Source organism: Riemerella columbipharyngis (genome assembly GCF_900101995.1).
In the GTDB taxonomy this organism is placed as follows: Bacteria; Bacteroidota; Bacteroidia; order Flavobacteriales; family Weeksellaceae; genus Riemerella; species Riemerella columbipharyngis.
Genome location: NZ_FNAS01000020.1, coordinates 1 through 14,293, shown reverse-complemented (window position 1 = coordinate 14,293; position 14,293 = coordinate 1). Strand labels below are relative to the sequence as shown.

The following is a 14,293-nucleotide window of genomic DNA, read 5'->3' as shown; positions in this document are numbered from 1 at the left end:
GTATTAAAAACAATATTTGTAGTATATTATTTTATATATTGTAAATAATTATTATATTTGCCCTGTGTAAAATATATAACTTTTATGAAAGTAATTTCGGTTATTACGGAAAAAGGAGGGGTTGGTAAGACTACGACATCTATTCATTTAGGGGCTACTTTTAGTGAAATGGGCAAACGAACTCTGATTATAGATTTTGATGCTCAGAGGAATTTGTCTCTTGGGTATAAAATTCCGAAAGATTTCCCTTATACGGTTAAAAATTTTATTGAGAAAACAGGAAATTTTAGATTGACTCAAAAGGGTGAAAATTTGCTTATTCTCGCGGGAGATAGAAATATAGAGGAAAGTATATATAAGAGGTTTGACCTAAAAGAGATGATAGATATTTTGGCTTCTAAGATGACGCTGGATTTTATTATTATTGATTGTCCTCCTCGCCCACTCAGCGGTAAAATTGGCTTGGGAGAAATTGCATTATGTGCATCGGATTATATTCTTTCCCCTATTGAGGCCGAAGAATATTCCATTGAAGGAATTAATGAACTTTTGCCATCGGTGAAAAGAATTATAGATAACCATAATCCTAAACTGAAATTTTTAGGTTTTTTCTTCAATAAAGTTTTGACCAATACCAAAAATTTTAAAGAGTATAGCGACTTGGCAAAAAAACAGGCGGGGCAATATTTTTTGGAGACTTTTATTCGTCAAGATGTCAATGTAGAATATGCTAAAAAAGAAGGAAAAACGATTTTTCAAGTGGCACCGAATTCAAGGGCAAGTGAGGATTATAAAAATTTAGTAAGAGAAATTTTAAACAAAATAGAGAAATAAAATATGGATAATGTTTTTCAACTTGATATTTTGGATACTCCAAAAATTGAGAAAACAAAAATGATAAAGTATGGTTTTAGAATTTATGTGAAGGACTGGGAATGGCTCAAAGAATTGGTAAAATATGAAATTGTGAAGAATGAAAATTTGGAGTATAATAATTCCAAAGCCATTAGTGAAGCTGTTCAATTACTGATGGAAAAACACGGAGAAATAAAACCAAGAAAGACCAACATAAGATACAGACCAGGGAGAAGAGATAGTCCTAATGATGTAAAAGTGACCTCTACTTATCTTTCAGAACCACAAGTGGAGTATTTGAAAAATTATCACTTTAATACGATATTTGGTAAGGGAAATTTGGAGTATTCTCAAATGGAGCTTTTCTCTGAATTGGTCAATGGTTTAAAAGAAAAATACAAAGACAAGTTTTAAAGTATAAATATTATATAAAGTATAGTATTTTATATAATTTGAATTTTTATAATAAGTATATATGGTAATGTAAAATTTATAATTTATATAATTTTAAAGTTTATATAAGTTAAATAAGGTAATATACTTTATATGAAATAAATAAAATAATGGCAACAAAAACTTATGAAGCAGCGGTAAAACTCAGCACTGGACAAGTGGTGGTTTATCATAATATCAATACGGGATTGTATAAGTTCCATAGGTTTTTGAATGAAAAATTTTCAGGAGAACAGAGATGGCTTTATTATAAAGTGAGAAGAAAATCTACAAAGGAAATTGTTGGATATTATAGAAACTCCTTAGAGCCAATAAAAATAGAATTGATAAGATTGTATTTAAAACCCATTTGTAATGAGAAAGGCACGGGATATTTTATCCCAATTACCTACATCAGAAATGGGTATGATATTGTAAGAAATCTTTTCGTTGCCAAATCCCAAATAGAAAATGTAGCCGAAAATCATATCGTTATTCCAAAGAAAATGCTGGAAATAATGATAGAGAAAGGCAGAGAGGATTTATATCAATATTATCTTACAAATCATCATCAATTGGATAAAGAGGATATTCGTTTAGGTAAGATTCTTTTTGATAAACAAATTAAAGAAATTGAAGGAAGAGCAGAAGAGTTTCCAGAGCTTAATTTTCCATAAAAAAGCCTAATATTTTCCATAAAAGAAAATAAAAGGCCTTTGAGAAGTATAACTTCCATTTCTTGCAATGCAAATATATAGAAAAAAGGTTTATGAGTAAAATAGACACAAGAAAAATCATTAGAAAAGAGTTTAAAAATCTTTCAAAAGCAGAAATTATTCGTTTTGGGAATAGTTTTGTAGATGAATTTTTATTTGAAGGAAATAAGGCGGTGGATATTCCTATCAACGCCCTAAGGATTATTTTCAATATTGTGGCAGATTTGAGAAACGAACAATTACGCCCACAGGATAAACCACAACAACTTTCGCTTTTTGAAGATGAATTCGAGACCGAGCATAATACTTTTGCTTCAATGAAAATCAAAAACTCTCTTATTTCTCCCAGCGGAAGTTCCAAGCAGGTCATTCAAGCCATTGAATTTCTCACGAAATTTAAAATGGGGTGGTATACCTCTACTAATTCAAAAGGAAAGGAAATAAAAACCTATGGAGGGCTTATCACGGCTCCTACTTATGACGAGAGAGGATATACATCTTTCTTAATCAGTAGTTATTGGCTGAAAAAATTGATAGTTATCCCTGAATATAATTCTACATTATACAATTTGGTATATAATGTAAAAAATAACAAACACATCATTTTTGCTATTTGGCTCGCAAAAATCCCTTATGAGGGAACAACATTAAAACTAAGTACATTTAATGAAAAATTTGGTGTAAATTATTCTACGGCAAAAGATTTTTGCGGTAAGTTTTTAAAACCTGTGAGACAAAATTTGGATAAGTTTAGTATGATTTCTTTTAATTATAGCATTTCAGGAGATAAAATTCACATAAAGTCATATGCTACTAAAAAAATATCCGATGAGACCATTACAGAGGAGACACAAGATACCATTTTAGTACGCCAAAGGCTGAGATATTTTAAAAGAAGACATCAACTCACCGATGAAGAAATGGAAAGTTTAGAGTACCATTATAAAAGTAATTATAATAACCGAGAATGGATAGAAAATGCGTATAAAATTTTTGTGAGTGATAATAGAAAACAAGGGAGGAAATCAGATGGGTATAAAGGACAGGAGTTTCTGAAAATTTTTCAGGAATATATTATCCTTGTATATAGGAAGAGTAAAACAGGAGAAATATTACCTAATAGTTATCCTAGAATTATATAATTTCGGAATTCCACTCCCCTCACTTTCGGAATTCCACTCCCCTCACTTTCGGAATTCCACTCTCTTTTGTTAAAAAAACGTTAAAAAAATGGGTGTTTTAAAATCATTTTCGGAATTCCACTCCCCTGAATAGAGTATTTTTTCGGAATTCCACTCCCCTTATTGAGAAGGAGAGGATTTTTGCATACTATTTTCGGAATTCCACTCCCCCTGAAAAAGGGTGTTTTTCGGAATTCCGCTCCCCTCATTTTCGGAATTCCACTCCCCTCACTTTCGGAATTCCACTCCCCCTAAAAATAGCATATTTTTTTTAATTTCAGTATTTTACATAGCTCTTTAAAAGTATATTAAAAAGAATTAAAAAGTTTTTATATTTAAAAGGAAAATAAAGTTAATAAACAAAAACAAAAAGTCCAAGAAATGGAACTTAAATTATTTATAGTATATAGTGTATGGTATTTTATATAACTTAAATATAAGCATTTTTTTAACTACTGTAATACCAAAAAATCACACTTTATTTTTAATATATTAAACAACTCATAATCTATATTTTTTTATGTAAAAGATTTATTAAATTAGGTTAGGTAAATTTTTTATATTTTGCACAATAAAATAAGTAGAAATTTCGTTCTATGATAGAAGGGAATTATTTTTAGGTTAAGAAGTAAGTAAAGATATACAAAACCTTAATATTTCATATCTATATTTCGTATATTTTCCAACTTCTTGGTCATCTCCTAAGGTCGCTGACAACGAAAAAAGCTGTTCAATCTATGATAGATTTTAATTGGGATTTGTCCCACATCTCCGATACCGATTTAGAAGACTTCGAGCGTAAGTTCTTGGAAGAAAAGCAAAAACGAGAACTCGCCGAGAAGCGAAAACATTGGGGCAAGCTAGGCGGTCGCCCAGCCCCTAAGGGGGTTCGTAATGTTCAAAAAAACCTTCGTTTACGCGAAGATGAATATCTCAAAATAGAACAAAAATCGAAGGAAGTAGGACTTAGCGTTTCCGAGTTTTTGCGTAGGAGTGCCTTAGAAATTCCCTTACCAGATCCTGTTCGGAATAATGAATTAATCAAGGCACAAATTCACTTTAAAAGGATAGCCAATTATTTTCAAAAGAAAATTTGGAGTGTTGAAGAAAAGCGAGAAGTTATCGATGAGATAAAGAAAGTATCCTCTATTATCAAGAAAAACTTAAAGTAAAGTCTTTACATAAAAGTGACTGAAAATTAAAAATGATAGCAAAAGCCAAAGCAGTAAAAGGGAGTAAAGCAGGAGCAAGGTATAAAGAACTTGAAGAAAAAGATTCTTTATTTCTCTTTCAAAATGATATGATAGGAGAAAACTGGAAGGAGCGATATGAAGAACTCCGAGCGACCGCAGATTTATACACAGGAAGCCGATTAGAAAAACCCTTTATAGAAAATGTAATTAGCCCTTCCAAAGAAGTAGGGAGTTTTATCACAGAAGAGGGACTTAGAGAATTAGCCCAAAACTATGCTGATAAGATGGGATATTCAGACAACAAATGGTATGCTATTGCTCATAGAAATACAGATGATATTCATATCCATATGATAGTTTGTAGAGTGAATATGCGAGGCGTGTGCAGTATTGAAAATTATAAAATAGGGGAGCGTTCAGGTCAAGTGGCTACTAAAATAGCCAAAGAAAAAGGTTGGCGTACTGCACAAGAAATCTCTTCTGAAAAGAAAAAGAATATAGAGCAAAGTCTCCTTTCCTGCATCCGAGAGAGTGATGATTGGGAAAAAGTAAAGCGAAAAATGATGGAAAGAGATTATCATTTAGAATTATCTTACAAGAGTGATGGTTCACTCAATGGAGCGAGGATTATTCCCATTTCAGAACTGGGGCATAATGGGAGTGAAAGTGAGATAGAAAAAATCAGTAAAAAAGGGTATAAACTATCGGAAATCAATAGAAAATTAAAGATATTAGATTTGGATAAACATTTGAAATTAAATCGTTTGAATGTAGAAACTAATGAAGAGAGAACTATTAGAATGAGAAGATGATTTTTCATAATAATGAAATATTAAAAGCATAAAAAAAATAATAAATCGACATAAAAAATGGAAGAACCAAAACCACAGAACCCTATCCAAGTGATATTAGGAGATATTTCAGAAAATCTAAGAAATATCCATTTGGAAACATCGGCATTAAAGAGGGAAGTAGAATATTTAGGAAAGAGAGAAACTATTGATGTAGATAATGAGCTACAAAGATTTAAGAAAGAGCTAGATAAGGTTTCATCCGAAATGGATAAAAAGTATCTTTCTTTTTTGGATAATTTTAAACAGGAAATAGCAGAAAAATCTAATGTATCCGTGTCTATTGATAAGATTCAAATGAAGGAAATCACCGATTTTAATCGTTTTCTTAGGGGGTATTGGTATATTCCTTTAGCGATAATGGGAGTATCGTTGATTATTGCTTCTGTTACGAGTGTAATGGCTAGTAATTTTTATAAAAAATCCATTTCTACAAAGGAAAGAGTAATTATTGAGTTGAAAGAAGATGGGCAAGTAATACTACCAAGAGAAGAAGTTCAAGAAGCCAATAGGCAGTTAATGATACTGCGAGAATGGAGAAAACTTAATCCGAAAGATAGCAAGAGTCTAGATGATTTTGAACTTGGGTGGAAAATGAGAGGAAAATAATATTGTTTAGATAGATATTGGAAAAACTAGCTTTAATTTTAAAGATAGTTTTTATTCGTTCATATTGAATAATATTTTTATGATTGAGGAATAATATATTTCGTTTTTTTGCCAAAAAGATAATATAAAAACGAAACCCAGCGATGTGCTTTTATTAAAGCAGGGTAATATTGCCCAATAACTTTAATAATTATATTATGTCTAGATTAAAAAGACAACAAAACATCGATGGTTTAATTAATGTGTTAGAAACCATCTCAAAGAGCCAATGTTCTCTTTCGGAAAACGAAGTAAGTTTATTAAGTGATGCGATTGCAAAACTGAATGATTTACGAAGAAAAAAAGGACTGACTAACAAACACTATCAGCTGGAAGTGGCGGGTATTGTGGATTTAATTAATCAATTCTTAATTGTGTAGAATATGAAAGTCAGTTATTTATTAATCCGAGCCCACTTTAAATTTTTTTTCATTATGGATTTAGGCTCAATTATAAAAAATATTAGAAAACGCAAGGGGCAAAACCAAACGGAGTTTGCCCAAAGTTGCGGAATAACCCAAACCTATCTTTCTCAGATAGAAAATAATCAAAAAGAACCGAATTTATCTACTCTAAAAGAGATTAGTAAAAATTTAGATATTCCTTTGCCAATATTATTTTTTCTGTCTTTGAATGAAGAAGATATTCCCCAAGAAAAACGCAAAGCCTTTGAAATTGTTAGTCCCTCTGTAAAATCTTTAATCAATGAATTCTTTACCTCAGATAAATAAAATGCACTTTCCATCTATTGTTGGAAAGCCTCAAAAAGATTTAGATAAATTGGTAGAAAATCTTGATGGTTATTATAGGGAGTGGAGCAAAGTAAAATTAGATAAAGAAACAGGATTGCCAAAGAAAGATAAAAATGGTAATATAAAATTGAGAATAGTAAGAGAATCCAAAGGCATTATAAAGGAAATACAAGGCAGAATTTCAAATAGAATATTAAAGGATATAAAATTACCAAATAATATTAAAGGAGGAATTAAAGGGGAAAGTAATATTACTAATGCAAGGTTTCATAAAGGAAACAGGTATATTTTTACTACTGATTTAGAGAACTTTTTTCCCTCAATTAAAGTAGGGAGAGTATATGAAACGTTATTAAACTTCGGATTTAATAAATTAACTACACATTATATCACAAGGTTTTCAACTTGGAAAGGGGAAGTTCCACAAGGTATAAGAACAAGTACTTATATTGCTAATCTTGTTTTTCTTGAAACAGATTATAAGTTGATAGAATTTTGCGAGAAAAATAATATAAAATACACAAGATTTGTAGATGATTTGACATTTTCTTCGCAAGTTGATTTTGGAGATAAAATAGCACATATTTTGGAAATCATTCATCAAAGTAAATTCAGAATAAATTGGAGAAAAACAAAATATCAAGGAAAGCAAATAACGACGGGAATTCAACTTAATCCAAGTAGAATGATTGCTCCTAAACCAATACTTGATAAAGTAGAATTTGAGAAATTATTGCCACAAGAAAGCCCTAAACCATATACAAGATATAAAGAAAATATAGATAGGGTAAACTATAATAAAATGAAAAGTATAGCCTCTTAAGGGCTATATTTTTCGTAATCAAAATCATAGTCATTATTTACAGGTGTTCTTGGATAGTTAAGGATATAATCAATCTCCTCACTGAATACTCTGCGTTTTTCTTTCATCGTTCCTTTTTTATATAGTAGATGTTCGTGGAGTTCAGGGATGTAGTCAAAATAGTAATTTTTATAGATAGTATTATTGCTATAAGAGAATAAAGTAATCTCTATTTGGTTCCATTTCCAACCAAATGTAATCAATATTTTACTAATTCCTTTTCTTCTTTTTTGCTGTCTTTTTCTGCGGAGTTCTATCATTTATTTTAAATAATTAATAATACAATTAATCTTTTTACTAATTACTTATCCTTCTCCACTCTATAAAAAGTGGTTTTACTAATCCCAGCCTGTTTGCAAGCCTTATCAATCGGAATATTTTTATTTTGGTAAAGGTGTAGAGCGAATTGGTATTTTTCCAAAGTTTCTTTGGCAGCGCCTTTGGGTCTGCCCAAGTGCTTATTTCTTCGCCTCGCTCCCTCCAAGCCAATTTTGGTTCTCTCTGAGATGAGATTTCGTTCGAATTCCGCTACTGCCCCAAAGATTTGAATAATGAACTTCCCATTCGCCGAAGTGGTATCAAAAGCAGGTTCTGAAATACTCTTGAACAACACACCTTTTTGATTAAACAAATCAATAAGTTCTACCATATTTTTTAGGGAACGGAAAATCCTGTCGGTTTTATAGACTACGACTACGTCGCCTTCACGAAGGAAAGAGAGCATTTCATTAAGCCCTTTTCTGTCCTCACGAACGCCACTGGCTACATCGGTGTAGATTTTTTCGCAACCAAAGTTTTGGAGTAAATCTACCTGTGTCTGAATATTTTGTTCCGAAGTAGAAACCCTTGCATAACCGAAAATCATTGTTTGAAATTAAGAGGTAAGAATATTTATTTTTCTTTAAATTTACTTGTAAAATCAGAATAGTCTTCAATTTTAAAAGCTCTAATATCTCTTACCGACTTACAGAACCAATCAATACTTTTTAGGTTTTCAATAGCTGAAAATAAGATAGATAAATCTCCGTCGGTGGCATAAGTGCTTCCTTGTATCCAATAAAATTTATGTTGTAATAAAATTTTCTTTATCTCTGAATAGGCATTGTGATAAGGCTCTCCATAATGTTTTTTCAAATCAGAAATAACCAAATCAAATGCTATTGCGTACATAATACTTGTTGATTTAAAACTTTAAACATATCTTCTTTTTCAAAGAAAATAATTCCATTGTCTGTTTTAACATTTACAACTATCCCAACAAATGGATTCTTTTCTATTTCAAAAACAGTAGCTTCTATCCAATCTTTTTCGCCTGTAATTTGTGGGGATACTAAGACTCTATCCCCCACTTTATATTTTGATTTCATAAAAAATATTTTCACAAAGTTAATCTTTAATTTTGGAATAATATTAAAGTTCCCAAAAATTAGAATATACAAAACTACTAAAAATAACGATAAAAAGCACGGATTTTAATTTAAAATCCGTGCTTTTGTTTTAGTTCCGAGAAATGGTCGTTAAAAAGTACAATATTATACTCAAAATGATTATTATTTATCAAAAATATCTTGCATTTTTTTCTGTAAAACTTTTTTATCGGGGAGTTTAGTTTGATATTCTGCGACCATAGTGGGGGAAAGGCTTCTGCTTAGCGTGTATTCTACCACCTCCGTATCTTTGTCTTTACAGATAAGTACACCGATACTAGGATTTTCATTTTCTTTTTTCACATCTCTATCGAGAGCTTCTAAGTAGAAATTAAGTTGTCCAATATGTTCAGGTCTAAATTTATCCGTTTTTAATTCAAATGCGATAAGGCATTGCAAGTCCCTGTGGTAGAATAGTAAATCAATGAAAAAAATCGCTATTCCCTACTTGAATTCTGTATTCTTCTCCTATAAAAAGGAAATCTTTTCCAAGTTCTAAAATAAAATCTTTCATCTGATGAACGAGATTTTTCTGTAAATCAGATTCACTGTGATGCTCGGAAATATTAAGAAAATCCAATATATAAGAATCTTTGAATACTCCTTTTATGTTCGTATTTTCTTTTAGGGTAATAGGTAAATGGGAGCTTGCAATCATTGTCCTTTCAAAAGTACTTGCAGAAATTTGCCTATCCAATTCTCTATAGCTATACTTTTCTTTTGAGGAAAGTTTTAGATAAAACTCTCTTTCTTCTAAAGTTTTACATCGTGAAAAAATTAAGATATTATTCGACCAACTAATTTCTCTCAACAGTGTCGAGAGTTTTGGAAAGTCTTTATAAGTTTCATAAAATTGTTTCATTCTCCAAAGATTTTTATCTGAAAAACCTTTGAGTTCAGGATGATTATTTTGAATAAAATTGGATAGCTCAGATACAACTCCTTGCCCCCATTCAGATTGTTCTATTTTTATGCTAATGTATTCTCCAATATTCCAATACAAGTTGATAAGTTCTTTATTAACCGCCTTAATGGCGTTAATTCTAGATTTTTGTATAAGATGGATAATATCATTAAACTTTATCTGTAAAGTTTTCATTTTTCTCAATATTAAAAACTATAATTATACCCTATTGTACAAGTTGTTTCGTTTACTTTTGGATTTTCGATATTTTGGTTAGTATTTCTCATCATTTGAACAAGAGTAAGGTTGAAATTATGCTTATCCCAAGGCGTATAGTTGGCTCCCAGCATTAGGTTGGCCACGCTAATGGTTGCATTGGGCATATTAGACCTATTATAGGAAGCCGAAGCATTGGTTTTGAGTTTATCTTCTTTTAAGAAAGATTTGGAAACAGTAATGCTTGGTCCCCAAATTGTAGAAATTTGTGAAGCCGCATAAGTATGTGTAAAATTGAATGAAGAACCAATATTAAGTTTCTTTTCAGGGAAGCCAATAGTATAGTTAATATTTGCATTATGAAACCTCGATAGCCCCCCTTTTCTTACAATACCATTTTCTCTATTCACCATATCATTGAGGGAATAATTGAAGTTAATATTTTGAGTTTTATCTTTGGAATTTGATAAAGCATAGTTGATATTGACATTCATATTTTGTGAAATTTGCTTATAATCAATAGAGTCTTTTGGTTGTTGAATTTGCAGAGGATTAGCGTTGATATGCGTAAATTGATTTAATTGTCTATTGGTAAACATTGTAAAATTAGAATAAGAAGCTGAAATCATTAATTTTTCAGAAGCTTTTAGATTGGCATTCACTGCTCCAACCCATCTGCTGGTTTGTTTCAGTTTTTTATTATCAAGGTTATCCCTTTGCCTACCGATGTTAGAAGACAAGGAAAGTTTATCTTTCAACAATGTAAAATAAGAATTTAGCGTAATGTTTTCGAGGTCATTATTAAAATAATAAGCTCCTAAAGTTCTATATCCAGGTTCTATTTTTTCATATCTGATGCCAATCATTCCTTTTTTAAGTTGAAGATTAGCCCCCGTATTGAAAGCAGAATAATTTTCAGTAGAAGAATTGGTTTTCATCAAGTGAGAGGCGATACCTTCCTTCACGCCTCCAATGGCTGTGGCTCTTTGGTTGGTAGTGATGGCGGTGTTGGCATATTCTCCGAAAATCTCTATATTTTTTTTAATTTTGAAAGCCCCATTAATGGATAAAACCAAATTTTCCTGGGGTAAAATTCCCCTTTCATCAAGAGATTTTTTTAGGGAATGAATATCATCTTTGGCATAGAAGCCAATAACCCCGAGTTTGTATTGTTCCTTTTCCCATTTTAGGTGCGTGCCGTATCCCATTCGTTTATAGGCGGGCATTGTATTTGGGTTTCCATCATCTTCCACCGCTTTATTAAGTCTTCCTGTCATTAGAGCAACTTTCAGAGGAATTTTGGGGTTCAGTTCCAATCCTGCCCCTGAAAATAATAATCCATTGAAAGTATAAGGAGAGAAGGACATACTGGCATCTCCTATATAAGCCTTTGCCCATTTGTATTTTGGGGCAAGGCTTAACCTATTGAATTTAAAAGGAATTTGATAACCTAAATTACTTCCTTGATTGGTAAGATTATAAGAAATAGGCATTGTCCATTTATAAAATCCAATATTGAGATTACCATTGAGGAAATAAGTAAAAGGCTCACGGCCGCTATATACATTAGAGCCATAAAATATAGAATTAGCAGAAATTCCTCCACTAATTTTGAATGGATTTTTTTTCAGTTCTTCCTTGGTTCTTTTTCCCAAATTTTCTAAATCCACATCTTGCTGAGCTTTCAAATGATAAGAAAATATGAACAAAATAGGGAGTAGTAAAATTTTAAAATAGAGTTTTCCCATAGATTAAGGTAGTTTTTGAACTTTAATATCGGTGAGGATATAAGATTGTGTTCCCTCTGATACAAAAGTCTTTATTTTGATGGCTCCTTTTCTTCCGTCTTGTGTTTGGAATAGGATAATTCTTGGCGTTGTATTTTTATTAAAAACAGAATTTCCTTTGGAAGATTCATTAATGGTAATATTTCTAAAATCGTTACCGTGATTAATATTATTAAACTGACTCTCGTTGAGTTGTATTCCTACAAGTTCTTGTGTGCTAATGATTTTTGTATGTTTAGCATTAGGAATTTCTCTAAAAGTCGTATTTTGGAGATTGGTAGGCGATGAAAATTGGTTATAATTAAAGGAATCATTTAGCCCAAAAAATACAAAATCAATCAGATGCCCATTGGAATTATTGACCTCATTTTTCGTAATCACTTTTCCTAATGATGAAGAGAAAAAAGAACCAATGGAAGAATGAGCAGTATTGATGCCTAATTTAATATCAGAAAAAGAGAGTAGATTAGTATTAGGTTTTATAATGATTTGTTTTTCTATGGTTTTAGATTCCTTATCATTAGTAGCCGTAAGGGATATGGTATAAGTTCCAGGATTATGGATGTTTAGAGTAGGATTCATATCCGTTGTGGAAGAAAAAGAAGCATTTGCAGAAGGCGACATAGCCCAAGAGTAAGAGGTAGCATTGGTAGAGTGATTATTGAGGTGAAGTAATACAGGAGCCTGATAATCTTCATCAATGAAATCTACTGACCAATCAAAATCTACGGCCATAGCAGGTTTTACCATTATTTTTTTCTCAACGGAATAAGTTTCTCTTCCGTTGTGTATAGTAAGTTTAATGGTATGTTCTCCTTGTGAATGGAATACTACTTTTGGATTTTTTTCCGTAGAATGAGCAGGCATTCCGCCATCAAAAGTCCAAGAATAAGAAGTAGCTCCCAAGGATAAATCTTTCATTTGGAGGGTAACAGGAGCAATATCACTACCTGTCATTTCCCAAGAAAAATCCACTTTCATTGCTTCATCTACTTTAATTTCAATGGTTTTAGTATCTGTATTTCCATCTTTATTAGATGCTGTGAGGATAATTTTATAAGTCCCGGCCGTAGGATATACTATGGGTTTAGGATTTCTTTCGGTGGAGCTACTTACAGATGTCCCTTCAAAAGACCAATGAAAAGTATCTGCTCCCGATGAGGCATTAGAGATTTGTACTTTTACAGGGACAGAATAATCTTCATTAATTATTTTTATAGAAAAATCTGCTTTCACGGGAATACTTTCTTCCCTTGCACAGGAAGAGAAAAAGGCAATTATAAAAATGCTAATGCTCAGTACCCAAAGCATTGTTTTTAATGGAAAGTGGGCATATTTACTCGTGGTTTTCTTCATTTTATCAAAATCAATTTATTGATGAACAATCATTCTTTTGACCAAAACTTCATCACCAGCTTCTAAAATTACGATATAATTTCCAGCAGGGATAGAAATATTGTACGGAATAACAAATTTTTTGTTTGCGGATTTGGCAATCTCTGCTGAAATTGGTCGAGATAGCATATCCAGTATGCGTATTTTTATAGATTTTTCTTGATATAAATTGACCAAAACTTCAAAAATTCCTTTATTAGGATTTGGAAGTATATTGAAATCCTGAATATTAGAAGCTTTATTTGGTTTTGTATCGATACCTGAATTATTATTTTCTACAATAATATTTTTATAGAAAATTTTAGAACATTCCCCTTGATTTCCTTTCAGTCCGATAGTAAAACTTCCTGGTGTTGAAAACTGTAATTCTAAATAATCATTATTTTTATTGACTACTTGAATGGTATTATCATTAGGAACTATCCATTCCACAGACTGAGGTTTAGGTTCGGAAGTATTAACCAAAATAACACTGCTATCTGTGTAGGAATGTGTGCTTACTAAGAAATGAGGGCTGAGAACATCAAGCGAGTTTTTAATCACCACGTTATCCGTAGCTTGGCATCCATTGGCATTGGTAATGATAACAGTATATATTCCTGCATTTGAAATACTTATTTTAGCGGAAGTACTAATGGTATTTCCATTTTGGTCAAGCCATTGGTAAGTAGCAAGTGGGTCATCTATGGTTACATCGTAAGATTGAGTATCTCCTGAGCATAGCGTGATATCTTGCCCTAAATCTATGGTAAGGGTATCAGGCTGAGAGAGGGTATATTTTTTGGATATGCTACAACCATTAGCATCGGTAATGATAAGTGTGTAGGTTCCAGCTCCAATATTAGACAGATGCTCCGTTGTAGCATTATTAGACCATTTAATGGAATAAGGAAGTTTACCACCAGAGATGCTTACCTTTATTTCTCCATTATTTGCTCCATAGCAAGTAGGATTTTTCACGGAAATATCTGTAATGATAATTTCAGAAGATTGTTTTATTTCAGTTTTTCCATAGACATTGCACCCTTTTCCATCGGTAATAAGAAGAGTATATTTATCGGCGGGTAGATTTTT

Annotated in this window: 19 protein-coding genes; 10 read left to right on the top strand and 9 right to left on the bottom strand. The window is 31.6% G+C overall.

The window, feature by feature from the left end; translation table 11 throughout:
• Positions 1-84: 84 nt before the first annotated feature.
• The 10 genes from BLS89_RS09275 to BLS89_RS09230 all read left to right on the top strand — a co-directional run bounded on the left by BLS89_RS09275 (position 85) and on the right by BLS89_RS09230 (position 7,451).
• The gene (locus BLS89_RS09275; protein ID WP_092737767.1) at positions 85-834 is read left to right on the top strand and encodes a ParA family protein; all 750 of its coding nucleotides are present in this window, start codon (positions 85-87) and stop codon (positions 832-834) included.
• A 3-nt stretch (positions 835-837) separates the two neighbouring features.
• A complete protein-coding gene (locus BLS89_RS09270) occupies positions 838-1,269 on the top strand; it encodes a hypothetical protein (RefSeq protein WP_092737765.1) in 432 nt (143 codons plus the stop codon).
• 149 nt (positions 1,270-1,418) lie between these two features.
• Complete coding sequence (locus BLS89_RS09265) at positions 1,419-1,964, top strand: hypothetical protein (protein ID WP_092737763.1); 546 nt, start codon at positions 1,419-1,421, stop codon at positions 1,962-1,964.
• Between the two features lie 92 nt (positions 1,965-2,056).
• Positions 2,057-3,145 (top strand): hypothetical protein, encoded by a 1,089-nt coding sequence (locus tag BLS89_RS09260; protein ID WP_092737761.1) that lies wholly within the window; start codon positions 2,057-2,059, stop codon positions 3,143-3,145.
• A gap of 776 nt (positions 3,146-3,921) precedes the next feature.
• Positions 3,922-4,356 (top strand): plasmid mobilization protein, encoded by a 435-nt coding sequence (locus tag BLS89_RS09255; RefSeq protein ID WP_092737759.1) that lies wholly within the window; start codon positions 3,922-3,924, stop codon positions 4,354-4,356.
• 32 nt (positions 4,357-4,388) lie between these two features.
• Positions 4,389-5,189 (top strand): relaxase/mobilization nuclease domain-containing protein, encoded by an 801-nt coding sequence (locus BLS89_RS09250; protein ID WP_092737757.1) that lies wholly within the window; start codon positions 4,389-4,391, stop codon positions 5,187-5,189.
• Positions 5,190-5,246: 57 nt separating this feature from the next.
• Complete coding sequence (locus BLS89_RS09245) at positions 5,247-5,837, top strand: hypothetical protein (RefSeq protein WP_092737755.1); 591 nt, start codon at positions 5,247-5,249, stop codon at positions 5,835-5,837.
• Positions 5,838-6,034: 197 nt separating this feature from the next.
• Positions 6,035-6,256, top strand: a complete 222-nt coding sequence (locus tag BLS89_RS09240) for a hypothetical protein (protein ID WP_092737753.1) — start codon at positions 6,035-6,037, stop codon at positions 6,254-6,256.
• Positions 6,257-6,310: 54 nt separating this feature from the next.
• Positions 6,311-6,607: a helix-turn-helix domain-containing protein gene (locus BLS89_RS09235; RefSeq protein ID WP_176763295.1), complete on the top strand. Its 297-nt coding sequence runs from the start codon at positions 6,311-6,313 to the stop codon at positions 6,605-6,607.
• Positions 6,582-7,451, top strand: coding sequence for a reverse transcriptase family protein (locus BLS89_RS09230; protein ID WP_092737749.1), 870 nt, complete (start codon positions 6,582-6,584; stop codon positions 7,449-7,451). Before BLS89_RS09235 ends, BLS89_RS09230 begins: the two co-directional genes overlap by 26 nt.
• Here the strand turns inward: BLS89_RS09230 and BLS89_RS09225 are convergent.
• From BLS89_RS09225 to BLS89_RS09190, 9 genes are all read right to left on the bottom strand, one after another.
• A complete protein-coding gene (locus tag BLS89_RS09225) occupies positions 7,448-7,750 on the bottom strand; it encodes a hypothetical protein (RefSeq protein ID WP_092737747.1) in 303 nt (100 codons plus the stop codon). The genes BLS89_RS09230 and BLS89_RS09225 overlap by 4 nt on opposite strands.
• A 41-nt stretch (positions 7,751-7,791) precedes the next feature.
• Positions 7,792-8,355 carry a recombinase family protein gene (locus tag BLS89_RS09220; protein ID WP_092737745.1) on the bottom strand — a complete coding sequence of 188 codons (564 nt, stop codon included), beginning with the start codon at positions 8,353-8,355 and terminating at the stop codon, positions 7,792-7,794.
• Positions 8,356-8,381: 26 nt separating this feature from the next.
• On the bottom strand, positions 8,382-8,660 hold the full coding sequence (locus tag BLS89_RS09215; protein WP_092737743.1) for a virulence protein: 279 nt from the start codon (positions 8,658-8,660) through the stop codon (positions 8,382-8,384).
• Positions 8,648-8,857: a transcriptional regulator gene (locus BLS89_RS09210; protein WP_092737740.1), complete on the bottom strand. Its 210-nt coding sequence runs from the start codon at positions 8,855-8,857 to the stop codon at positions 8,648-8,650. The genes BLS89_RS09215 and BLS89_RS09210 overlap by 13 nt, the downstream gene beginning before the upstream one ends.
• Positions 8,858-9,040: 183 nt before the next feature.
• On the bottom strand, positions 9,041-9,316 hold the full coding sequence (locus BLS89_RS11365; RefSeq protein ID WP_262501490.1) for a DUF1016 domain-containing protein: 276 nt from the start codon (positions 9,314-9,316) through the stop codon (positions 9,041-9,043).
• A gap of 22 nt (positions 9,317-9,338) precedes the next feature.
• Entirely contained in the window at positions 9,339-10,016 is a 678-nt protein-coding gene (locus tag BLS89_RS09205) for a PDDEXK nuclease domain-containing protein (RefSeq protein ID WP_262501489.1), read from the bottom strand.
• A gap of 11 nt (positions 10,017-10,027) precedes the next feature.
• Positions 10,028-11,785, bottom strand: a complete 1,758-nt coding sequence (locus BLS89_RS09200) for a hypothetical protein (RefSeq protein WP_245688974.1) — start codon at positions 11,783-11,785, stop codon at positions 10,028-10,030.
• Positions 11,786-11,788: 3 nt separating this feature from the next.
• Complete coding sequence (locus BLS89_RS09195; protein ID WP_245688972.1) at positions 11,789-13,180, bottom strand: PKD domain-containing protein; 1,392 nt, start codon at positions 13,178-13,180, stop codon at positions 11,789-11,791.
• 15 nt (positions 13,181-13,195) lie between these two features.
• A partial coding sequence (locus BLS89_RS09190) for a T9SS type A sorting domain-containing protein (protein WP_143017759.1) occupies positions 13,196-14,293 on the bottom strand: 1,098 nt, incomplete at its 5' end.